Source organism: Anaerocolumna jejuensis DSM 15929, from assembly GCF_900142215.1.
GTDB lineage: Bacteria > Bacillota > Clostridia > Lachnospirales > Lachnospiraceae > Anaerocolumna > Anaerocolumna jejuensis.
Window position 1 is genome coordinate 271643 of record NZ_FRAC01000010.1, and the last position, 24335, is coordinate 295977.

Genomic DNA, 24335 nt, shown 5'->3' on the forward strand with positions numbered 1-24335 from the left:
AAAGAAAATAAAGATAAACCAGTCAGCGATCTACGAAACTTAGTTAATATAAGTAAAACAAGAAAGAGAGGATTTAACATGGCAGCAAAAGTTGGTATTGTTATGGGAAGTGATTCGGATTTGGAGGTAATGAGCAAGGCAGCAGAGGTACTTGATGTATTGAAGGTAGAATATGACATTACGGTAATATCTGCCCACAGAATGCCGGATGTATTTTATGACTATGCCAAGTCTGCGGAAGAGAAGGGATATAAGGTTATCATAGCAGGTGCCGGCGGAGCAGCACATCTTCCAGGTATGACAGCAGCAATATTCTCCCTTCCCGTTATCGGTGTGCCTATTATGACAAAATCACTTGGCGGTGTGGATTCTCTTTACTCCATCGTACAGATGCCTGCAGGTATCCCTGTTGCGACTGTTGCCATAAACGGGGCACAAAATGCAGGTATTCTGGCAGCCAAGATACTGGCAGCCTCCGATGAGGAACTCCTTGGCCGTATCAAGGATTATGCGGCAGGTTTAAAGGAAACCGTAGCAGCGAAATCCGAAAAGCTTGCCAAAATCGGATATCAGGAATATTTAAAAGAGAGTAAGAAATAGGAAACAGAAGTTGAAAAGGGACTGATGCAAGGTCTCCATAAGTAGCTTATAGGTATGAACGGAGGGTAATTATGGATTATAAAAATGCCGGAGTGGACATTGAAGCTGGATATAAGGCAGTGGAACTGATGAAAGAGCACATCGATAAAACTATGAGAAAGGAAGTATTAACTGGAATAGGCGGTTTTTCCGGTGCATTTTCCTTAAAGAGCTTTATGAATATGGAAGAGCCTACTTTGGTATCCGGTACCGACGGAGTAGGAACCAAATTAAAGCTTGCTTTTTTGCTGGACAAGCATGATACCATCGGTATTGACTGTGTTGCCATGTGTGTGAACGATATTGCCTGTGCCGGCGGAGAGCCTTTATTTTTCCTGGATTACATTGCCTGCGGTAAAAATGACCCGGAGAAAATTGCCTCCATAGTAAGCGGTGTGGCAAAGGGCTGTCAGGAAGCAAATGCTGCCTTAATCGGCGGTGAGACAGCGGAAATGCCAGGCTTTTACCCCGTGGATGAATACGACCTGGCAGGCTTTGCCGTTGGTATCGTAGACCGTAAAAATATGATTGACGGTAAAGAGTTAAAGGCAGGGGATGTGCTGATTGGCCTTGCATCCTCCGGCATTCACAGTAACGGCTACTCTCTGGTCAGAAGGGTGTTTAATATGAATACGGAGGCTTTGAATACCCATTTTGACAGCCTTGGTACTACCTTGGGCGAGGCTCTTTTGACCCCTACCCGCATCTATGTGAAAGCAATGGCAGCTTTAAAGAACGGCAATGTTAAAGTGAAAGCCTGCTCCCACATAACCGGCGGTGGTTTCTATGAGAATATTCCCAGAATGCTGAGGACAGGGGTACATGCATTTATAAAGAAGGACAGTTATCCTATTCCTCCGATTTTCTCCATGCTTGCAAAGGATGGTTCCATAGAAGAAAAGGTAATGTATAATACCTACAACATGGGAATTGGAATGCTGCTAGCAGTTGATAAAGAGGATACCGATAAGGCTCTCAGCCTGTTAAAAGAGGCTGGGGAGACACCCTATATCGTTGGTGAGGTCAGAGAAGGGGATAAAGGAGTAACCGTATGCTGAATTTAGGGATACTGGTTTCCGGCGGAGGTACCAATCTCCAGGCGATTATTGACAGTATAGGGGACGGCAGAATAACCAATGCCAGGATAAATGTTGTAATCAGCAATAAGGACGGAGTATATGCCTTGACCCGGGCCAGAGAGAACCATATACATGCAGAGGTTGTATCACCTAAGAAATATGAGGATAAGCAAGCCTTTCATCAGGCGCTCCTTGAAAAGCTCCAGGAGTATGGAGTGAATTTTATCGTACTGGCAGGATATCTTGTTGTAATACCGGAATTGATTATAAAGCACTATGCCGGAAGAATCATCAATGTCCACCCTTCCTTGATACCTTCTTTTTGCGGCAGCGGTTATTACGGACTAAAGGTCCACGAAGCGGCCCTGAACCGGGGAGTTAAGCTTACCGGAGCGACGGTGCATTTTGTGGATGAAGGAACCGATACGGGACCAATCATACTGCAAAAGGCAGTAGAGGTTCTTGAGGGTGATACGCCGGAAGTACTGCAAAAAAGGGTGATGGAAGAAGCAGAGTGGGATATTCTTCCTAAGGCCATTAATCTGATTGCCAACAGCCAGGTGGTTTTAAAAAATGGCTGTGTCAGAATTATATAAAGTGGACGGCTGTGAAAGAAAGGACTTAAGGTGCGGGAAATGAAAGTATTGTTAATTGGCGGCGGCGGCAGGGAACACGCTCTGGCTTATAAAATTGCACAAAGCAAAAAAGTAACGGCTCTTTACTGTGCACCGGGAAATGCCGGCATTGAAGAGTATGCAGTCTGTGTCCCCATCGGAGTGATGGAATTTGAAAAGCTTGCGGATTTTGCAGTGAAGGAAAGCATTGATTTGACCGTTGTAGGACCGGATGATCCCCTGGTGGGGGGAATCACAGACGTATTTCTTGAGAGAGGGTTAAGAGTATTCGGCCCTAAGAAGAATGCGGCAATAATAGAAGGTTCCAAGGCCTTTTCCAAAGATTTAATGAAGAAATACCATATTCCCACGGCGGCCTTTGAGACCTTTCGCTCAGCAGAAGCTGCGTATACTTATCTTGAGACCTGCTCCTATCCCGTGGTGTTAAAGGCCGATGGACTGGCCTTTGGAAAAGGTGTTTTAATCTGCAATACAAAGGAAGAAGCGGCAGACGGAGTTAAGCTTATCATGGAAGACAAGCAGTTTGGGCATTCCGGTGATGTGCTGGTCATAGAAGAGTTCATGACGGGAAGGGAAGTATCCATACTTGCCTTTTGTGACGGAACGGACATTGCTGTTATGACAAGTGCCCAGGACCATAAGCGGGCTCTTGACGGAGACCAGGGCCTTAATACGGGCGGTATGGGAACCTTTTCTCCCAGTCCCTTTTATACGGAAGAAATCAACAGCTACTGCATGGAACATATTTATAAGCCTACCATGGCAGCTATGAAAGAAGAGGGCAGGAGCTTTACCGGTATCCTCTTCACCGGATTAATGCTGACGAAGGACGGCCCTAAAGTCGTTGAATACAATGCCAGGTTTGGAGACCCGGAAGCACAGGTGGTATTGCCAAGATTAAAAAATGATATTATTGAGGTCTTTGAAAGCTGTATTGACGGGCACCTTACTGATAGCAAACTGGAATTCGAAGATAATGCGGCAGTCTGTGTCGTACTGGCTTCGGAAGGATATCCTCTTTCCTATGAAAAGGGATTTATCATTGAGGGACTGGAAGAGCTGAAGGGAGAGGAAGGTGTCTTTGCATTTCATGCAGGTACCGATAAGGAAAACGGTAAAATTGTAACAGCCGGAGGGCGTGTTCTGGGTATCACAGCAATCGGCAATAATTTAAAGGAAGCCAGAGCAAATGCCTATGAGGCGGTTGAAAGGGTAAAATTCCCCAATAAGTATAGAAGAAGTGATATTGGAAAAGCAATTGACGAAGTATAAAACAGAGGCAGCGTTTTGCTTATAATGATGCTTTGATAAAAGAAAAGGATGAAGTTCTCTAATAATCCTTTTCTTTTTTTATGTCGATATTCATTTAAAAGAAGAGTATTTTGACAATGTCACAGAAGTGCCATAAGTATTATGTACAATTATGGACAATTAGGGAGAATGTGGAAAATGCTGATGGAGGAAAAAGAAAGGGAACTATGATGAAAAAGTATAATCACAAAAGATTTCTGGGACTGTTGTTATGCCTTGCAGTCCTTATGATACAGCTATCGCCGGTCTATAATTTAAATGTTTATGCCGAGTCAAAAGGAACCATTACTGCCACTAGCTTAAATATCCGCTCCGGTCCGGGTACAAGCTATGCTTTGGTAAAGGTCAAGGAAAGCAATGCCTATCTGAAGCAGGGCGAAACCGTAACTCTGTTAAAGAAGGTAGGTGACTGGTATCTTATTTCCTTTACCTTTGGCGGTGTAAAAGAAAAAGGATATATATTAGGTACCTTTGTCAAGAAGGATACGGATTCTTCTACACCTACACCAACGCCAACACCAACACCAAAAGCTACACCGACACCAAAAGCTACGCCAACACCAAAAGCTACATCAACACCAAAAGCTACGCCAACACCAAAAGCTACACCGACACCAAAAGCTACACCAACACCAAAATCAACGCCAACACCTACGACTGAGCCAACACCAACACCTTCAACAGACAGCAGTCAATCCTCTAATACCTCTTCCTATAAAATCAGCGCCATTATAACCGCATCCAATGTCAATGTAAGAAGTACAGCGGGAACAACTGCTAAAAAGCTTCTTACTCTAAATAAGAATCAAAAAGTTACCATAATCAATGAAGTAATGAAGGCTTCACAGAAATGGTACAGGATAACCTGTACTGTAAATAAAAAAACGAGTACCGGTTATGTTATCAGTGATTATGTAAAGCTTGCATCTTCTTATGTGAACGGTACGGCATCCTCAGCGGTAAAGTTAAGAAAACTGCCTTCAGACAGCAGTGCATACATAAAGGATAGTAAAAACAAGGTAATATCAGCAGCATCTAAAGCAGGAGTTTCTATCATTTCAGAAGCTACGGACAAAACAGGAAAAAAATGGTTTAAGGTAACTTATAAAAAGGGAAGTATTAAATACACCGGTTATATTCCGGCTGACCAGGTAGTGTTTGCAAAGACCGTTGCACCCACCCCGACTCCAACCAAGAAACCGACTCAAACTCCCACCCCGACCCCGACTAAGAAACCGACTCAGACCCCAACACCTACGCCGACCAAGAAACCCACACCAACACCAACGCAGACCCCAACGCCGACACCGACCAAAAAACCCACGTCAACTCCCACGCCGACGCCAACCAAGGCTCCAACGCAAACGCCTACACCAACCTTTAAACCTACGGCTACACCCACCCCTACTCCCACAACAGGGACAACAGCCGAAGGAATCGTACAATTTACAGGTTCCGTGTATGTATATAATAACATAACCGGCAGCCAGGACCTGCTGCTCACCACTGCCTATACACCAGTTACCCTTGCTATGAACGAAAAGGTTATAATACTGAATTCGGCAGTTCAGAATTCTGTCTCCTGGTATTATGTAAGCTTTACAAAGGGAGGAAAGGAAGGAAGAGGATATGTGCAGGCTGCCTATATTTCAAAGGGAACCGGTGGCTTCGTGGATAATACACCGATGGATTTTTTAGGTACTGTTACACCGACGCCTACGCAGGGAACCGCCATGAGTGATGCGGATTTCGAAAATTATATGAATGCCCAGGGATTTCCGGAAAGCTACAAGTCAGGACTCAGGCAGCTTCACCAGTTACATCCCACCTGGGTGTTTAATGCATACCGGACAGGAATTGACTGGCAGACAGCAGTTACAAAAGAGAGTTCCCTGGGTGTTAATCTGATTACAAAAGGAAAAGGTGTTGAATGGTTATCCTTTGGAACCGGTGCTTACAAATGGGAATCAGATTCCTTTGTGGCCTTTGATGGCTCTACTTGGGTCACTCCATCTACAGATGGTCTGAAATATTACATGGACCCCAGAAACTTTTTAACAGAAAAGGGTATTTTCCAGTTTGAGACCCTTGCCTTTAACGGACAATACCAGAATGCGGCGGGAGTGGAAAACATCCTTTATAATACTTCCCTTTACAATACCAGCTATACCTTTAGCGATGATAACGGTACCGTTATGACAAAGTCCTATTCTGAGACCTTTATGGATGCGGCACAGTATTCCGGCGTAAGCCCTTACCATCTTGCCAGCCGCTCCAAACAGGAGGTAGTAACGGGCACGACCTCCTTAAGCAACAGCGTAAGCGGCAAAGTATCAGGCTACGAAGGCTTGTATAACTTTTTTAATATCGGAGCTTATAACAGTACCTCTTCCGGCGGAGCTGTCCTTAATGGCCTGAAATATGCCAAGAGCGGAACCTCAAGCAGCTTGAACAGCCAGTACCGCATACCCTGGGACAGTCCTTATGATGCTATTGTCGGCGGTGCGTACATCATCGGCAGTACCTACATTAAGAGAGGACAGGATACACTTTATTTACAAAAATTTAATATGAGCTCCACGTCTACCTTTTCCCATCAATACATGTCAAATATAGAAGCTCCGAATGCGGAAGCGGCAAAAACCTATTCCGCCTACAGCAGTATGAATTCCATGCCCTTGGTATTTTCAATACCGGTATATTCAAACATGCCGGATTCAACCTGCTCTGTACCAGCAAAGGCTTATAATCCTAATAACTGGCTTAAATCACTGGCCGTAAATGGATATACCTTATCACCTACTTTTGACTTAAAGACCGACCAGCAGTATTCCCTGATCGTACCGAATTCAGCGTCCTCCATCAATGTATCCGCTGCAGCCGTCAGTTCCAAAGCAACTGTTTCGGGCGCCGGAAGCATAATGTTAAATGAAGGAGCAAATACTGTAACTGTCTCAGTTATGGCGGAAAATGGAAATATCAGAAATTATGTCATTAATGTCTTTCGCGAGGCTATGGTGACACCTTGATAGAGACAGGAAGTGTGAAAGTAAGGCACTTTCACACTTTTTTGTTTATGGAAGTACCGCAGACCAGTCTGTGGTATTCAATGGGAGTATGTGTGAAGAAAAGAATCTTCACACAGAAGAACTCTGAAATGAGCACAGAGGGTACTCATTCCAGACTTTTTCCATCCTTGTTTGTGATGCCAAAAAGCGGCATCATTTTGAGAAGAGTGAAAGAAAATATTAAAATGGAAGGATGCCACAAACAGATTCTTTCACTTATTTTTTATTAGTGGCAGTATCCCGGACCAGCCAGCCGGACAACTTGGGATATTCAACGGATGAATGCATGAAAAATAAGTATAGATTTACACTAAAGCTGTTACTGCTTATTGCTTTCCTTTTCTTACCAGGCAAAATATGCCAGGCCGCCAGTGCCAACATTGATATAACATCAGAAAATAAAACAGTAGAAAAAGGAGATACGGTAATTGTAAGTATCTATTTGACTTCCGAGGACCTCATAGGAGATTTTGAAGGGTATCTGTCATATAATGCTGATGTACTGGAATTTGAAAACAGCGGTGAAGTTGCAGCCGGAGGCGAAGGTCTGGTGAAGATAACGGATACTGGTGTACCCCAGGGGGACAAACAAAGAAAATATGCGTTAAAATTTCATGCCTTGAATTATGGGAAAACAGCTCTTTCCCTTACAGATGAGACAAGTGTATATTCCTTTGACACTGGGGATAATATGTCAGTCTCCCTTAATCAATTAAAAATAGAAGTGGTATCAGACAAATCCGCATCGGATAATGCCTATTTAAAAGAACTTAAGCTGAATCCCGGAACACTTTCCAGGGAATTTGCCAAGAAAACTGCGAGCTACTCCGTAACCGTAGGCTCCGACGTAAGCCAGTTAGTAATCAGTGCTCTGCCGGAGGATGCTAAGGCTACTGTTTCCATAACAGGAAATAAAGATTTCAAAACAGGGCATAATACAGTAGAAATCAGTGTAGAGGCGCAGTCAGGAAAGACAAAGACCTATACGCTGGACGTATTGAAGGAAGAAGCAGGCGAAGTACCGGGAAATGAAACCACGGGACAGGATGAAGGTGAGAACCTTGATAAAACGGCAATCGGTAAATTACAGCTTAAAAAGGAAGCGGAGAATAACTATCTTACCGGAGGCTTCTATCTACAGCTTCTTACACCGGGAGAGGATGTCACAGTACCGGAAGGTTATGAAAAGACCTCTTTGGTAGTGGATGGTACATCCATAACAGTATATACAAATACCTCGGATTTAGACAGTGATTTTCTTTTATTGTACGGTGAAAACAAGAGTGGCCTGAAAGGCTTTTACCAATTGGACAGAAGAGAGAATACCATTCAGCGCTTTAATCCGGTATCAGTAAAGGAAGGTGAAAAATTAGTAATTCCTAAGAATGCCAGAAATATAGAGCACTATCAGAATCAGATAGTGATCCTGGGGATAGCAGCAGCAGTCTTAACAGGAATCTGCAGCGCCCTGGCAATTGGAATAATCAGAATGGTATTAAAAAATAAAAATTCGGAAGACGAATAAAAAAACTTGACTTTCAATAAATATTTGTTATACTGACCGTATAACAAATATAACGAACATTTCAGGAGGTGGTTAATTTGATAGTGACTATTGATTTTAATAGTGATGAAGCTTTCTATGTCCAGCTATGTAATCAGATTATATTTGGTATAGCCAACGCTGAGTTCAGGGAAGGAGATAACCTGCCTTCTGTTCGTGATTTGGCAGAAGATATTGGCATTAACATGCATACTGTAAATAAGGCATATACTATTTTGAGACAGCAGGGATATGTAAAGCTGGACCGCAGAAAGGGTGCAGTAATCGCGGTAAGTGCCGATAAATATAAAGCCATGGAAGAACTGGCAGGTGAGATGAGGGTGCTTCTTGCCAAGGCAGTTTGCAAGAACATCAGCAGTGAAGAAGTCCACGAAATTGTAGATCAAATATTCTGTGATTTCTGTTCCGCTGACAGAGAGAAGTAAGAACCGTAACCGAAATCACATCCGGACAGGAGGATGTAGCTATGTTGTGTGATAAGTGCAAAAAAAATGAAGCCAAAGTTTATTATACGGAAATTATAAACGGAGAGAAAAAAGAACAGCATCTTTGCGAAGAATGTGCATTGGAATACACCTCTTTTTCCATGGGTTCAGGTATTTTAAATCAGGAAATGACACTTGGAAGCCTGTTGTCTTCCATACTTGGAAATTATGCCTCCGCAGGAAATATTCATGGGACGGAAGAGGCTGAAACGGAACCTGTTTGCAAAAATTGCGGGATGACCTATTCGGAGTTCTTAAAGGAAGGCCGTTTTGGATGCGCAGAGTGCTATGGAAGTTTTCAAAAGGGTTTGGAAAAGAGCCTGAGAAATATTCAGGGTTCCGATACCCATACCGGTAAAAAGCCAAAGGGTTTTGAAACAGGAACAGAAAAGCTTGTGAAAGAGCTTTCAGAAATAGATAAACTTTCAATAAAATTACAGGATGCCATTGAAAAAGAAGAATTCGAGGAAGCAGCCAGATTAAGGGATCGAATCCGCCAGCTGAAAAAGGAGGAAGTCGGTAATGCTTAAATGGTATAAAGAGACAGGTAAAAACAGTGATGTAGTGATTTCCAGCCGTATACGGCTGGCAAGAAATTTAAAGTCCTTTCCCTTTTCCGCAAAGCTTGGCAAGGAGCAGGCAGTGGAGCTGGTTGAGAAATTAAAGACGGCAGCCCCTGCTTTGGAGGCCGGGAAGGAAAAGAAATACTATAGCTGTAATGTGGATATTCTTTCGGATTCTGAAAAAACGGCAATGGTGGAGAGGCATATCATAAGTCCTCTTTTGCTGGCCAGAGAGCAAAGCACCGGACTGATATTATCGGAAGATGAAAGAATCAGTGTTATGCTGAATGAAGAGGATCATCTTCGAATACAATCCATTACAGGCGGGATGAATATTATGGGGGCTTTTACAGAGGCGAATGCGGCAGATGATATTGCAAGCGGGCTCTTTGATTATGCCTTTCACGAAAAGTACGGTTACTTAACCTCCTGCCCTACCAATGTAGGAACGGGGCTCAGAGCTTCCTATATGATGTTTTTACCGGCACTTAATGCAACGGGTAAGATCATAAAGCTGGCGGAAGAACTGTCCCAGTATGGAATTGCACTTAGAGGAACTTACGGAGAAGCTTCAAAAAGCGTTGGAAATCTATATCAAATATCCAATCAGAAGACCCTTGGCAGTACCGAGAGGGAAATAATAGAAAGCCTTAACCGGATTGTGGAACAGGTAATGAAGCAGGAACGAAGGTACAGAGAGTATATTCTGACCCATAACTACGATGAGTTCGAAGATAAGGTCTACCGTTCCTTCGGTGTATTAAAATATGCGAAGCAGTTGTCCTCAGGGGATGCCATGACCCTGCTGTCACAGGTCAAGCTGGGAATTGATCTGGAGCTGTTAAGCTTAAAAGAAGAATGTAATGTCCATGAGCTGATGATGGAAATCCAGCCCGGCAATTTGCAATGCATACTGGATAAAAATATGGGCAGTGCACAAAGGGATAGGTTCCGGGCAGACTATATCAGGGAGAAGCTTCCTGATATGGCATAACAGCTCTCTTTAGTTTTAAATTGAAAATATGATTCGGGTGTCATAAGTCAATATCATGTTTATTGAGGTTAACTTATGACACCCGAATCAAATATGATATTCACGAAAGGAGCCAGTATGAACGATAGATATACAGAGGAAGCAAAACGGGCAATAAATTATGCTACGGAAGTTGCTTATAAATTATCCCATAACTATGTGGGGACAGAACATCTTCTCATCGGCCTTTTACAATCCGATGGAGTTGCCGCCAGGGTTTTGGAAAAGAACGGCGTAGATGTCAACAAAGTATTGGAATTGGTAAATCAGCTTATTGCTCCCAGCTCCACCATGGAAGCAGTAGAAGTAGATGGATTCACGCCAAGATCCAAGAGGATTCTGGACCAGAGCTTTAAGGAGGCTGTCAGGTTAAAAAGCCAGGCAGTAGGTACCGAGCACATTTTGATTGCGCTGATTAAGGAATCCGATTGTATTGCTGTAAGATTATTAAATACCTTAGGCATTAACCTGCAGAAATTATATGTGGATCTGCTTACCGCAATCGGTGCAGATATGAATACTGCAAGAAACGAATATTCAGCAAATAAAAGCAAAGCAAAAGCAAAATCCAATACGCCCACTCTGGACCAGTACAGCAGGGATTTAACAGAGTACGCAAAAGAGGGCAAGCTGGACCCGGTCATCGGAAGAGAATCGGAAATCCAGCGAGTAATCCAGATACTCAGCAGAAGAACGAAAAACAACCCCTGTCTTGTAGGTGAACCCGGCGTTGGTAAGACTGCTATTGCCGAAGGCCTTGCAAGTAAGATCGTGGAAGGCAACATACCGGAGGTCATAAAGGATAAAAGAGTATTGACCCTGGATTTATCCGGTATGGTGGCAGGCTCCAAATACAGAGGTGAATTTGAAGAGCGTATTAAGAAGGTAATCAGTGAGGTAATGAATGACGGCAATGTGCTGTTGTTTATAGATGAAATTCATACCATCATCGGTGCCGGAGGAGCAGAGGGAGCCATTGATGCTTCCAATATTTTAAAGCCTTCCCTTGCAAGAGGTGAACTGCAGCTAATCGGTGCAACAACCAGAGAAGAATACCGCAAATATATTGAAAAGGATGCTGCTCTGGAGAGAAGATTCCAGCCGGTAGTGGTAGAAGAGCCCTCCGAAGAAGAGGCCATTCTGATATTAAAGGGCTTAAGGGACAGCTACGAAGCACATCACAAGGTTAAGATAACCGATGATGCCCTGGAGGCTGCCGTTAAGATGTCGAGCCGTTACATCAACGACCGATACCTTCCTGATAAGGCTATCGATCTGATGGATGAGGCTGCTTCCAAGGTGAGACTGAGTACTTACATTACTTCACCGGAGATTAAAGAGCTGGAAGCACAGATACAGGCTCTGGAAGAGGAAAAAGAACAGGCAATCAAACAGGAAGAGTATGAAAGGGCAGGCGAATTAAAGAGGCAGCAGGAAGAAATGAGCCTTAAAATGAATGCTCTTCAGGTAAAATCCGAAAAAGAGAAGCAGGATAATCTTCTTGTAGTAGGAGAAAATGAAATTGCCGATATTATATCAAGCTGGACCAAGATTCCTGTTAAGAAGCTGGCAGAGGAAGAGTCCGAGCGTCTAAGAAACCTGGAGAAGATACTCCATGAGCGTGTAATCGGTCAGGAAGATGCCGTATCTGCCGTGTCAAAGGCTATCAGGCGTGGACGTGTGGGACTAAAGGACCCCGGAAGGCCAATTGGTTCTTTCCTGTTCCTGGGACCTACCGGCGTAGGTAAGACAGAGCTTTCAAAGGCTTTGGCTGAAGCTATGTTCGGCAGTGAAAACTCCATGATAAGAGTAGATATGTCCGAATACATGGAGAAGCACAGCGTATCAAAGCTTATCGGTTCCCCTCCGGGATATGTAGGCTATGATGAAGGCGGCCAGCTCAGTGAAAAGGTAAGGCAGAACCCCTATTCCGTAATCCTTTTTGATGAGGTGGAGAAAGCACATCCGGATGTCTTTAATATCCTGTTGCAGGTATTGGATGACGGGCACATTACGGATGCTCAGGGCAGAAAGGTAAGCTTTAAGAATACTATTATCATAATGACCTCCAATGCAGGTGCTCAGAACATTATAGCTCCCAAGAGGCTTGGTTTTGCTTCCGTAAGTGACGAGAAGGAAGACTATAAGAAGATGAGGGATGGCGTCCTGGAAGAGGTAAAACGAATCTTTAAGCCTGAGTTCATCAACAGAATAGATGAAATGATCGTATTCCATTCACTTACCAAGGAAGATATCAAGAGTATCGTAAGCATTATGCTTTCCTCCATTACGAAAAGGGCAAAGCAGCAGATGAATATTTCCCTTGAAATAAAGGAGGATATTATAGGACACATAGCAGATAAAGGCTTTGACCAGAATTATGGAGCAAGACCTCTAAGAAGGGCAATTCAAAGCAATATTGAAGATAAGCTGGCGGAAGAAATTCTGGATGGAAATATTAAAAGCGGAGATACGGCACTTATTGAATTAATCGACAAAGAAATTAAAATTTCCAGAAAATAATTCAAAACTTATGCATAATCCTGTAGAAATTGCTACGAAAATATAGTATAATGTGAGACATAATCATAAGATGATTCATGGAACGGCGAGGGAGGGCACCTAATGCATTTCGCAGGCAGAATTGCTTGTGATACTGCTGAAAGCATAAGTGAAAATTGTTTTTTGATTTTCACTTACCCTCCTTTTCCAGATGATTAGCATATATGTCTTTATATTACAAAGCAATCATTTATCAATTGGGAGGATTTTACATGTCAGTTGTAAAAGAATTAATTCGAAAAGAAAGCAATGGGACAATCAGTTTCGGCAATTATGAATTAAGTGAGAAATCGAAAGTAAATGATTTCGAGCACAACGGAGATTTGTATAAGGTAAAGACATTCAGGGAGATAACAAAGCTTGAGAAGAATGGCATGATTGTTTATGAATCAGTGCCGGGAACCTCTGTAACGGACTTGGATATATCGGAAAGAGAAATCAGCTTTAAGGTGGAAGGCTTTGAGGATTCTCAGATAACACTGGAATTGGAAGCTGAAAAAGAGTATAAGATATTCATTGACGATACAAATTTGGGAAAGATGAAGACAAATCTAGGCGGAAAGCTTAATTTCAGCGTTGAACTCGGTAACAGTGAGCAGGCTGAGGTCAAAATAATGAAGCTATAAAAACAAAGTACAGCAAAACTGTGGAACAACCTTCCACAGAACCTAATGCATACGGAAGAGACAAAAGGAGAGGCGGATACCTCTCCTTTATTACAATTATAAAAGAATAAAATTAACATAATGAGGAAAATATGGCAAAGCAAAAGAATGTATTTTTCTGCAAAGAGTGCGGATATGAAGCCTCAAAGTGGATGGGGCAGTGTCCTGCCTGTAAGTCCTGGGACACTTTTGTAGAAGAAAAGCCCTTGAAGGCATCGGAAAAGAGAAGAGGAACGGCCTTTTTAACGGAACCAGAGTCTTTGGCAAAGATAAATACGACCGAAAACAACAGGATTACCACCGGACTGCAGGAAATGGACAGAGTATTAGGCGGAGGGATTGTAATCGGCTCTCTGGTTTTGGTGGGCGGTGATCCGGGAATAGGAAAATCGACCCTGTTACTTCAGATATGCAGGGAACTAACCGATAAAATGCATAGAGTCTTATACATATCAGGAGAAGAATCCTTACAGCAGATTAAAATGCGTGCCGACAGGCTTGGCGTCTTTCGAGGAGATCTATTGCTGCTTAGTGAGACAAATCTGGATAATATTGAAGAAATTATCCGTAAAAACAAGCCGGAGATTGTTGTCATTGATTCCATCCAGACAATGTATAAAGAAGATATTGGAGCAGCACCGGGAAGTGTAAGCCAGGTAAGGGAGACTACCGGCGTATTGATGCATTTGGCCAAGGGACTGGATATATCAATCTTTATTGTGGGCCACGTTACAAAAGAAGGAGTTGTGGCAGGCCCCAGGGTGCTGGAGCATATGGTGGATACGGTACTTTATTTTGAAGGGGAGGATAAGGCGTCCTACCGGATATTGCGGGCGGTAAAGAACCGTTTTGGCTCTACCAATGAAATTGGAGTATTTGAAATGCAGGACCAGGGCTTAAGGGAGGTTTTAAATCCTTCTGAATTCATGCTTCAGGGCAAACCGGAGGGTGAGCCGGGTTCAGTGGTTGCAGCCTCCATGGAAGGTACCAGGCCGATTCTGGTGGAGGTGCAGGCACTTGTCTGCCAGACGAATTTTAATATGCCAAGACGGACAGCGGCGGGAACGGATTACAATAGGGTAAACCTCCTTATGGCTGTTTTGGAAAAGAGGGTTGGAATACAGATGTCCGGCATGGATGCCTATGTTAATGTGGCAGGAGGTATGAAGATAAATGAGCCGGCTCTGGATTTGGCCATTGTACTGGCACTTTTATCCAGCTACCGTAATCTGGCTCTGGATGAGCATACTATCTGCTTCGGAGAGATAGGACTAACAGGGGAAATCCGCGGAGTCGGCATGGCAGAACAGCGTGTAATGGAAGCCGAGAAGATGGGATTTCATACCTGTATCCTGCCGAAGACAAACGCAGACAATATCAAAAAATCAGGTATGAAACTGATTGGTGTCAAGAATATCAAGGAATTAAACAGATTATTTAATTAAAGAAATGTTGATTTGGGTGTCAAAAGTTAATCTCAAAAGCCATGAATTGACTTATGATATCCAAATCAAGAAGGAATAAAAATTTTAAGCCTGTGAAGATCATGGGTCTGGTTAATGGCACAAAAGCATACACAGGGATGGAGGTAAACAACATGGATTGTACAAAGGATTGCACGGAAATAGGAAAATTACTGACAAAGCAGGAGGAGTTTATTAGAAGTATAGGTGAGATAGTAGAAAATCTCGATACTTCCCAGCTTAAGGTTGAGAAAAATGCTTTTGATGCTATTAACAGCTCTGATACTTCTTTAAATCTTGTAAAAGAAGGAATAACATGTGTGGATGACATGTTAGGCAGAATAAATTCCCTTAATGAAGTGGTTGAGAATTCATCCAACAATATCAACCAGATGAAAAGCCTCTCAAATATGATTATGGGATTTGCAGAAGTAATAGGAGGCATTTCAAACAAGACGAATATGCTCTCTCTGAATGCTTCCATTGAAGCTGCCAGAGCAGGGGAGCAGGGAAAGGGCTTTGCGGTGGTAGCGGGAGAAGTCAGGAATCTTGCTGCACAGTCTGCAAAATCCTCCAAGGAAATATCAGAAACCATTACCTCCATACAGACCTTTGTAACAGAGACAGTCAAGGCAATGGACAGTATTTATGAAATTGTAAAAAATCAAAATGATATGGTCAGTGATGTTAAGACAGTATTCCAAAAAATACTGGAAGCAGCCTATATTTCCAATGATGTTTCCAGAAGTGTAGAGCATGAAATTGCCTATCAGAGAGACATTACCGATAACGCAAAAGAGGCTCTTGAAATGTTAATAGGTTTGGGAGAACAGGTGAACTAAATGGAAGAAGGAGAGGGTGTTCAGGCCCCTTCTCCTTCTGCTACGATTTGTTCCAAAACTTTAATTAAGTCCTGCATATTATTCAGTGTGACATTGCGCCGCAGGATGGCATCCTTTAATTCGATCGGCAGTGATTCAAATTTATTTTTTATCGCTGGGGCTATATGTGACATAAGTACCTCTTTTCTGGATTGTTTCCTCTTTTATATTCAAAGTCATTGTTCCCTATTAAGAAAAAAATATTCTCTTATTAATAATAATTATCCTTTTACATAAATGCTGTTATGATTTCATACTATTTAGTAGTTTACTTGAAACAAAGGAGCATGAATGGACTTTAAAAATAGCAGGACTTATCAAAATTTGCAGGTGGCTTTTGACGGCGAACTGATGAGCGGCACCAGATATCAGATTAATGGTATCAGGGCGAAGCAGGAGGGTTATATTCAGATAGGAAATGTTTTTGAGATTATTTCAGGATTTGAAAGAGAACATGCTACCATTTGGCTTCGGCTTCTCAATGAAGGAACTCTGCCGAATACCCTTGAAAATCTCATCCAGGCATCCGCGGCAGAGGATGCGAAAGGAAATGGGACCTACAGAGCATTTGCAGAGGTTGCAAGGGAAGAAGGGTATAATGAGATAGCAGCCTTGTTTGACGGAGTTGCCAATATTGAATTGAATCATGATGTGATTTTTCAGAACTTTGCAGAGGATATTCAAAATAACCAGGTGTTTTGCAAGAATACGGAAATGCTCTGGATATGCATAAACTGCGGTAATATTATGGGTGGCCTCTGTGCGCCTGCCATATGCCCCATCTGCGGCTTTCCGCAGGGATATTACCAGGTCTATGATACTACACTATAAGCTATTAAAGGATAGAAATTTATAAGAAACTACATGTATTTGGTTATATTGACAAATGAAATCAATTTACAAAGGTGCCCCTCCTACGCTATAATTACTCTCTGACACTATAAAACAAGATAATATGGAAAGTGTGTGGAGGGCAATATCTTTCATGTCTCATAATTTAAACTATATCAATCAGTATCTGCTTGCCAAGTTTCGCCGGATATACTTTATGGCTCTTCCGGAAAGCAAAGAGGACTATAAGAAAAGCAGGGTGAACTATACCATCGGGGATAGTGCGGCCCAGACCATTGTTCAGCTGGCAGGCGGTACTTTCCTTGCCAGCCTGATGACATACTGTAAGATATCCGATGCCAATATCGGAATTATTACATCCTTAGCAAGCCTGGCAGCCTTGTCACAGATTTTTTTAATACAATTTATGGGACGTATAAAAAAGTATAAATTTTTGGTATGCTTTACTTCCCTGCAAAGAATATTGTTCTCCACAATTTATTTTATACCCTTTTTAAATATTGACAACCGATATAAGGCCATAGCAATAATCGTGCTGTACTTTATCGGCCAGATATTTGTTCAGATTGGAACACCAGCTTCCCAGGATTGGATAGCAAGTCTTGTACCAAGCAGGCTCAGAGGAAAATATTTTTCCATAAAAGACTCTATTGCAGTATTTGTCGTTTCCGGGGTTATGCTGGCAGCCGGCATGGTATTGGATTATTTTAAAGCAAATGCCATACGGACAGGCTTTCTCATTGTGGGCCTTCTGATATTTATTTTGGTCATTATAAATGTAGCAGCAATGTCTAAGATGAAAGAGCCGCGAACCTCTTTTCTGAATGAGTCAGGAAAAGAAATGCACGGGCGCCTTGCCAAAAAGGCCAAGGAAAAGGATGCTGATACGGAGAAGGAGAATCGCAAGAGCCTTCTGAAGGAAATTACGGAAGCCTTTGAAAACAGAAAGTTCCGGAAGGCATTAATCCTGCAGAGCCTTTATATTACCGGATTTTATATATCCGTTCCCTTTGTTGCCAGCTACCAGGTAAATATACTGAAGCTTCCTTATACTTTTATGATGCTGGTGGGCTTTATCTGCAACCTGTACAGGATTTACATCACACCTAAATTCGGAAGAATGGCAGATAAGTACGGAATGGCGAGGATACTGCGCTATAGCCTTACCATTCTGGGACTGAATGTATTGATCATAGGTGTAACAGTACCCGGCAATGCCTATCCCTTACATATTATCGGGTCGGTGCTTGCCTCCACCGCATGGGCATTTGTAGGAATTGGGCTTTTTGGAGTGCAGCTGGATTTCTTTCAGAGTGATAAACGAATGATATGGCTGTCCCTGGTATCCTCCATATCCGGATTATGGGGATTTCTGGTGTCCATAGTGGGCGGAAAACTGCTTAATTTCTTTGAGAGTAATCCGGTGACCATTTATGGAAGGTATATCTACCCCCAGCAAATACTGAATATCCTAGGATTCCTGATTTTAATAGTCAGTTCCTTGTATATTAAATTAAGAATAGAAACAGAAAAGATAGATACCAACCGAAAGGACGGAAGAGTATCCGTATAACACCCCAAAAAAAAGGAAAGAAAACAAATTAAGTGAATATAATAGGATAAGGGGAGCTGCAAGCCTTGCAGCTCCCCTTATCCTTCACAGGCAAATAGATTGAAAAAGCGGTACATTCGTAAAATTTCTAATTATGCAGTATCAAAAGCAGATTTGCGGTATGCAGGGATTATTAAAAATTACGTTGCATTTTTCAAATTTCTATCAGAACAGTATAGCTTGTGATATGCACGTGGATTGGTTTGTTAAGATGCTTATATGTTAGGCATCAGAAAAAGGGGAAGCTATGGAATTCTTAAATCAATATGTGGTGCTGATTATCGTGGGTATCTGTTATTGCCTGGGTTACATCATAAAGCATAGTATTACGGTAATCCCCAACAAATATATCCCCCTAATTATGGGGGTGGTGGGAACCTTCTTAAATATATGGATGAACAACTGGAAGTTTTCACCGGAAATATTGCTTGGCGGTCTTGCAAGCGGGTTAGCCAGTACAGGAGCTTTTGAACTTTTCCGTAATGTAAAGAATAAAAGCGGCTGCGGCGATGCACAGGCGAAGGGAAAAGATGCCGGTACGGAGGATTCGGGTAAGAAGGGTTCATAAGAAAGAACCAGTGTTGTGTAAAAGCAGCCTTATTGCAAAAATATGCTATTGCAATAAGGCTGCTTTTACGTATGCGCTGAAACAGGTGCATTGGCATTAGGGATAAGGAATAAGCAGGTGCCAGGTGTTATGTAGGTTTTGGTCAAAAAAACCAATATTTTGATGGATAAGATAAGAAATTTGAATATAATGGTGAATAGATTCCGTATATAATTTAAAATATATGGGAAATTTTATAAAAAGCCATTGCTTTATTTCAAAAATATGGTAAAATCAAATTATTGGAAACGTTACCGGAAATGATACCGGGAACGTTTCTGAAAATAATAATATGTGGATATGTACTGGGTTTATAGTACACACAAAAAGGAGAGGTTAGTATGAAGAAAGGTTACAAATTATTTGCACTCGTACTGGTACTGGTTATGATGGCAGGTACTTTAGCTGCATGCAGTGGGGATGATGCAAAGAATACGGTTAAAAATGCGGCTGAGGCAACACCGACGGCGACAACGAGCGGTGATGAGGGTAATAAAACTGCAGCTACCGATGAAAAAGCAGATGAAATTTATTACCTGAATTTTAAGCCTGAGATTGCGGATATTTATAATCAGATTGCGGCAGATTATGAGGCCGAAACAGGTGTTAAAGTCAAGGTTGTTACAGCTGCAAGCGGTACATATGAACAGACATTAAAATCCGAAATTGCCAAATCTGATCCGCCTACAATTTTCCAGATTAATGGACCGGTAGGGTATGAATCCTGGAAAGATTACTGTCTGGATTTAAAAGATACGAAGCTTTACAGCTACCTGACCGATAAAAGCCTGGCGGTAACCTCAGGTGAAGGGGTTTATGGTATTCCCTATGTTGTAGAAGGCTATGGCATCATTTACAATAATGCCATTATGGAGAAATATTTTGCGTTACCTGACAAGGCTACAGATATTAAATCAATGGATCAGATTAACAATTTCGCCGCTCTGAAATCAGTAGCGGAGGACATGACTGCCCATAAGGATGCACTTGGTATCGAGGGTGTTTTTGCTTCCACCTCATTAGGTGCCGGAGAGCAATGGAGATGGCAGACGCATCTTGCCAATCTGCCCTTATATTATGAATTTAAAGATAATACTTCCTTTGACAACAGCATTCTTGCTGGTCTGGCAGCAAAGGAAATTGAATTTAAATATGCAGCAAATTATAAAAACATTTTTGACCTTTATATTGATAACTCCTGTACCAAAAAAGGTCTTTTAGGAAGCAAGACAGTGAATGATTCCATGGCTGAGTTTGCACTTGGCAAGGCTGCAATGGTTCAAAATGGTAACTGGGCCTGGTCGCAAATAAGTACGGTAGACGGAAATGTGGTAAAGGAGGGTGACATTAAATTCATGCCCATCTATACCGGAATGAGCGGAGAAGAAAAACAGGGCTTATGTATCGGTACAGAGAATTACTTTGCAGTCAATAATAAGGTTTCTGCCGCAAAGCAGAAGGCTTCCATCGATTTTATCGAATGGCTGTTTACCAGTGACAAAGGTAAGGATTATGTAACAAATAAATTAGGTTTTATTGCACCCTTCAATACCTTTACAGATGCTGAGAAACCGGCAGACCCTCTGGCGAAGGAAGTGTTAGCCTGGATGGAAAAAGGCACTGCCTCCGTTCCCTGGACCTTTGCGGCTTTCCCCAGCGAGGATTTCAAAAACAGCTTTGGGGATGCACTTCTGGAGTATGTTCAGGGCAGCAAAACATGGGAAGATGTTGTAACAACAGTAAAAGAGTCCTGGAAATCTGAAAGGGCAAAATAGCTTTCTGATCAAAGCATAGGTTAACAAGGTACAGCTGCATATGGCGGGTATGCAGCTGTATCAGGTATTTACCACTTTACGATAGGAGAGAAAGCATGCAAAGACATCATAATAAATATTTTCCGATATTTCTTTTACCTACCTTGATTGCTTTTACAATTGCCTTTCTGATTCCGTTTATTTTAGGAATCATATTGTCCTTTACGGAATTTACTACAGTAATTGATGCCAGGTGGGTAGGGCTTAATAATTACAGAAAGGCATTTACAAATCAGGAATTTCTAAATGCTCTTTGGTTTACTGTGAGATTTGTAGTGGTTTCGGTAATCACAATTAATTTATTCGCTTTTTCTTTGGCGCTGCTTCTCACAAGAAAGGTTACAGGAACCAATGTTTTTCGTACGGTATTTTTTATGCCAAATCTGATCGGAGGAATTGTCCTGGGATATATCTGGCAGACAATTATTAACGGTGTGCTGTACCATTATGGTGTTACTTTGACCTACCGGCAGGAATATGGTTTCTGGGGACTGATTATACTGATGAACTGGCAGATGATAGGTTACATGATGGTTATTTATATTGCCGGAATCCAGAATATTTCCAGGGATATTACGGAGGCTGCCAGAATTGACGGAGCTGGTTCCTTCCAGATCCTAAAAAAAATCACCATTCCGTTAGTGATGCCTTCCGTAACAATCTGTATTTTTTTAACCATGTCAAATTCCTTTAAATTGTTTGACCAGAACCTTGCATTAACCGCCGGAGCACCTTCGAAAAAGACGGCAATGTTAGCCCTGGATATTTTTAATACCTTTTACGGGTCCGTAGGCAGTGAGGGAGTTGGTCAGGCTAAGGCAGTGGTATTCTTTGTAATTGTGGCAGTCATTGCATTTATCCAGTTGAGAATTACCAGGAGAAAGGAGTTGGAAAGCTGATGAGTGAAAAAAACGGCATTCGCAGTAAAAGCGACCTGCTTCTATTCTTTATCCTGTTATTATTATCAGTTGTTTTTTTATCACCGATATTTATAGTGCTGATGAACTCATTCAAGGGGAAATTCTTTATTAGTGAGGCACCCTTTCAGCTTCTGACGAAAGAAACCTTTGTAGAATTGAAGAACTATGTAAGCGGAATTGAGAAAATAAATTTTTTTCATGCGGCAGGCTGGTCCTTCTTTATTACAATTGCGTCGGTTGCCGTAATTCTGTTATTTACGTCCATGACCAGCTGGTATATCACCAGGGTAAAGAATAAAGTTACGAATTCCCTCTATTATATCTTTACTTTTTCAATGATCGTGCCATTCCAGATGGTTATGTTTACGCTGACAAAGGTTGCCAATGTGCTGCACCTGGATAACCCTGTGGGCCTCATTGTCATTTATCTGGGATTTGGAGCGGGCCTCTCTGTTTTTATGTTTTGCGGATTTGTAAAATCCATTCCCATTGAACTGGAGGAAGCAGCTATGATTGACGGCTGCAGCCCCCTGCAGACTTTTTTCCAGGTGGTAATGCCGGTATTAAAGCCAATCGTTGTGACAGTCGGAATCCTCAATACCATGTGGATATGGAATGATTATCTACTGCCATATCTGCTTATCGGAACAGAATATAAGACCATTCCGGTTGCAATTCAATATTTGAAGGGCGGTTATGGGTCAATTGATATGGGGGCCATGATGGCGATGCTGGTATTGGCGATTATCCCCATTGTTATATTCTATATGACCTGCCAGAAATTCATCATTGAAGGTGTGGTTACAGGAGCAGTAAAAGGATAGAATTTTTCCATACAATTCCATTCCGTAAGGCTATAATACATTGCTTTATTCTGTATTAATTGTTATAATCCTAAAGTAGGTACGTAAAATGTTTGCAAAGGAAGTAGAATAATGGAGACTGCTACAATAAAGGATATAGCAAGGATTTGCGGAGTTGGTGTCAGTACCGTATCCAGGGCCATTAATAATCATCCGGATATTAATGAGAAAACCAAAAATTTAATAATGCAGACAATTGCGGAGCATAATTATATTCCAAATAATAGTGCAAGAAATCTGAAACGTTCAGAATCCAATACCATAGCCGTACTAATTAAAGGTATCAGCAATCCATTCTTTAACAATATGTTAAAAGTGCTGGAACATGAAATACATAGGAATAAATATTCCTTTCTTTTGCATCGGGTGGAAGAACAGGAGGATGAAATTGAGGTTGCACTTTTACTGGAAAAGGAAAAACGGTTAAAAGGAATTGTCTTTTTAGGAGGATATTTTTCCCACTCCGAAGAAAAATTAAACCAGCTGAAAGTACCATTTATCCTAAGTACGGGCGGTGTTACGGAAAAAATAGATAAGGAATGCTATTCCAGCGTTACGGTGGATGATTATAAAGAAAGTTATAAAATGGCGGATTACCTGTGCAAGCTGGGACATAAGAGGATTGCAATCATTGCAGCCCCTCCGGAGGAGGAATGCATTGGTAAATTAAGATTACAGGGATATCTTAAGGCCCTGGAAGACAATCAGATACCCTGTGACCCAAATTTGGTCCGCTATAAAAGGGATAATACCTTAGATACCTTTTCCATGAAATATGGATACGAAGTCACCAAAGAGCTGCTTCAGGCCGAAAAGGAGTTTACCGCCGTGTTTGCCATATCCGACAGTATTGCCGTGGGAGCCTGTAAGGCTATCTCGGAAGCGGGAAAGAATATCCCGGAGGATTATTCGGTAGCCGGATACGATGGAATGGACATTGCGTTTTACTATATTCCATCCATTACTACAATCCGTCAGCCGGTGGAAGAGATGGCAGAAGAGACAATACGGATATTATTTGACATTATTGAATACGGAAGTACAAATATAAGAAAAGACTTCCCGGCAGAGCTGGTAATTGGGCAGTCTACGAAGAGTTTGATTAAAGCGGAAATGTAATGAGCATACAGGATAGCAGTGTTTGATTAAGCGCTGATATATTGTAGGTAATAGGATACCATGAAATAGAAAATAAATTGAGAAGGCTGGAAGCTGGTTTAGAAGCTGCCAGCCTTAAGTGTGTAAACATTTTTAAGTAAATATCTTGTTCCGGGCAACTGCGCAACTGCTGAGGTTTTAATTTTTAACAAGAGAGTCTTTAATTTACTGCTCTTCTGCTGGAATATTATGACATCTGATATATAATTTAATTAAAACATGGTATTTTATGGAATTAATTTTATACTATGTATTGGCATATGCAATAAAGTAGGAATTTAAAGGAGTAAAATGATAGAGTGCCAGAACTGTAAAAATGAAGTTTCAGATAATGATTTATATTGTATCAAAAGTCCGTTATTATGATGAATTAGCTTGTGAGACCGAAGCAAGATTAGATTATGAAGACGGATATTAATAAGAATAAAAAACAGGTTTGATTAATAGTTTGAAAAATAATACCTATAGGAAAAAGTCCCTATTTCACTTTATATTTTACCAATTTTTGACGACATATAATTATATTTGTCCATAAATTGGATTCCATGAGGAGGAACAAAC

21 protein-coding genes are annotated in these 24335 nt (G+C 41.7%); 20 read left to right on the forward strand and 1 reads right to left on the reverse strand.

Annotated features, from left to right (window positions below):
* Positions 1-78: 78 nt before the first annotated feature.
* From purE to BUB77_RS10845, 13 genes are all read left to right on the forward strand, one after another.
* Complete coding sequence (gene purE / locus BUB77_RS10770; RefSeq protein ID WP_073275657.1) at positions 79-600, forward strand: 5-(carboxyamino)imidazole ribonucleotide mutase; 522 nt, start codon at positions 79-81, stop codon at positions 598-600.
* Positions 601-671: 71 nt separating this feature from the next.
* Positions 672-1697 (forward strand): phosphoribosylformylglycinamidine cyclo-ligase, encoded by a 1026-nt coding sequence (purM, locus tag BUB77_RS10775; protein ID WP_073275659.1) that lies wholly within the window; start codon positions 672-674, stop codon positions 1695-1697.
* Complete coding sequence (gene purN / locus BUB77_RS10780; RefSeq protein ID WP_073275661.1) at positions 1691-2314, forward strand: phosphoribosylglycinamide formyltransferase; 624 nt, start codon at positions 1691-1693, stop codon at positions 2312-2314. The genes purM and purN overlap by 7 nt, the downstream gene beginning before the upstream one ends.
* 39 nt (positions 2315-2353) lie before the next feature.
* Positions 2354-3625 carry a phosphoribosylamine--glycine ligase gene (gene purD / locus BUB77_RS10785; protein ID WP_073275823.1) on the forward strand — a complete coding sequence of 424 codons (1272 nt, stop codon included), beginning with the start codon at positions 2354-2356 and terminating at the stop codon, positions 3623-3625.
* 116 nt (positions 3626-3741) lie between these two features.
* The gene (locus tag BUB77_RS29880) at positions 3742-6693 is read left to right on the forward strand and encodes an SH3 domain-containing protein (RefSeq protein ID WP_084124106.1); all 2952 of its coding nucleotides are present in this window, start codon (positions 3742-3744) and stop codon (positions 6691-6693) included.
* Between the two features lie 325 nt (positions 6694-7018).
* Positions 7019-8257 carry a cadherin-like beta sandwich domain-containing protein gene (locus tag BUB77_RS10810; RefSeq protein WP_170866632.1) on the forward strand — a complete coding sequence of 413 codons (1239 nt, stop codon included), beginning with the start codon at positions 7019-7021 and terminating at the stop codon, positions 8255-8257.
* A gap of 77 nt (positions 8258-8334) precedes the next feature.
* Positions 8335-8721 (forward strand): GntR family transcriptional regulator, encoded by a 387-nt coding sequence (locus tag BUB77_RS10815; RefSeq protein ID WP_073275667.1) that lies wholly within the window; start codon positions 8335-8337, stop codon positions 8719-8721.
* Positions 8722-8762: 41 nt separating this feature from the next.
* The gene (locus BUB77_RS10820; protein ID WP_073275669.1) at positions 8763-9311 is read left to right on the forward strand and encodes a UvrB/UvrC motif-containing protein; all 549 of its coding nucleotides are present in this window, start codon (positions 8763-8765) and stop codon (positions 9309-9311) included.
* Positions 9304-10338, forward strand: a complete 1035-nt coding sequence (locus BUB77_RS10825; protein ID WP_073275671.1) for a protein arginine kinase — start codon at positions 9304-9306, stop codon at positions 10336-10338. Before BUB77_RS10820 ends, BUB77_RS10825 begins: the two co-directional genes overlap by 8 nt.
* A gap of 117 nt (positions 10339-10455) precedes the next feature.
* Positions 10456-12900, forward strand: a complete 2445-nt coding sequence (locus BUB77_RS10830; RefSeq protein ID WP_073275825.1) for an ATP-dependent Clp protease ATP-binding subunit — start codon at positions 10456-10458, stop codon at positions 12898-12900.
* Positions 12901-13151: 251 nt separating this feature from the next.
* Positions 13152-13565 (forward strand): endosialidase, encoded by a 414-nt coding sequence (locus BUB77_RS10835; protein ID WP_073275673.1) that lies wholly within the window; start codon positions 13152-13154, stop codon positions 13563-13565.
* A gap of 131 nt (positions 13566-13696) precedes the next feature.
* Positions 13697-15049 (forward strand): DNA repair protein RadA, encoded by a 1353-nt coding sequence (radA, locus tag BUB77_RS10840; RefSeq protein ID WP_073275675.1) that lies wholly within the window; start codon positions 13697-13699, stop codon positions 15047-15049.
* A gap of 152 nt (positions 15050-15201) precedes the next feature.
* Positions 15202-15909 carry a methyl-accepting chemotaxis protein gene (locus BUB77_RS10845; protein WP_073275827.1) on the forward strand — a complete coding sequence of 236 codons (708 nt, stop codon included), beginning with the start codon at positions 15202-15204 and terminating at the stop codon, positions 15907-15909.
* 20 nt (positions 15910-15929) lie between these two features.
* On the opposite strand, the gene BUB77_RS29885 is transcribed toward BUB77_RS10845, so the two are convergent.
* Positions 15930-16082 (reverse strand): hypothetical protein, encoded by a 153-nt coding sequence (locus tag BUB77_RS29885; protein WP_170866633.1) that lies wholly within the window; start codon positions 16080-16082, stop codon positions 15930-15932.
* Between the two features lie 157 nt (positions 16083-16239).
* Between BUB77_RS29885 and BUB77_RS10850 the strand changes: the two genes are divergently transcribed.
* From BUB77_RS10850 to BUB77_RS10880, 7 genes are all read left to right on the forward strand, one after another.
* On the forward strand, positions 16240-16779 hold the full coding sequence (locus BUB77_RS10850) for a rubrerythrin family protein (protein ID WP_073275677.1): 540 nt from the start codon (positions 16240-16242) through the stop codon (positions 16777-16779).
* Between the two features lie 154 nt (positions 16780-16933).
* The gene (locus BUB77_RS10855; RefSeq protein WP_073275679.1) at positions 16934-18373 is read left to right on the forward strand and encodes an MFS transporter; all 1440 of its coding nucleotides are present in this window, start codon (positions 16934-16936) and stop codon (positions 18371-18373) included.
* A gap of 286 nt (positions 18374-18659) precedes the next feature.
* A complete protein-coding gene (locus BUB77_RS10860; protein ID WP_073275681.1) occupies positions 18660-18980 on the forward strand; it encodes a phage holin family protein in 321 nt (106 codons plus the stop codon).
* A 380-nt stretch (positions 18981-19360) separates the two neighbouring features.
* Entirely contained in the window at positions 19361-20794 is a 1434-nt protein-coding gene (locus BUB77_RS10865) for an ABC transporter substrate-binding protein (protein ID WP_073275683.1), read from the forward strand.
* Between the two features lie 95 nt (positions 20795-20889).
* A complete protein-coding gene (locus BUB77_RS10870) occupies positions 20890-21732 on the forward strand; it encodes a carbohydrate ABC transporter permease (protein WP_073275685.1) in 843 nt (280 codons plus the stop codon).
* A complete protein-coding gene (locus BUB77_RS10875; protein ID WP_073275687.1) occupies positions 21732-22577 on the forward strand; it encodes a carbohydrate ABC transporter permease in 846 nt (281 codons plus the stop codon). Before BUB77_RS10870 ends, BUB77_RS10875 begins: the two co-directional genes overlap by 1 nt.
* A gap of 111 nt (positions 22578-22688) precedes the next feature.
* Positions 22689-23735, forward strand: a complete 1047-nt coding sequence (locus BUB77_RS10880) for a LacI family DNA-binding transcriptional regulator (RefSeq protein WP_073275689.1) — start codon at positions 22689-22691, stop codon at positions 23733-23735.
* The last annotated feature ends 600 nt before the right edge of the window (positions 23736-24335 follow it).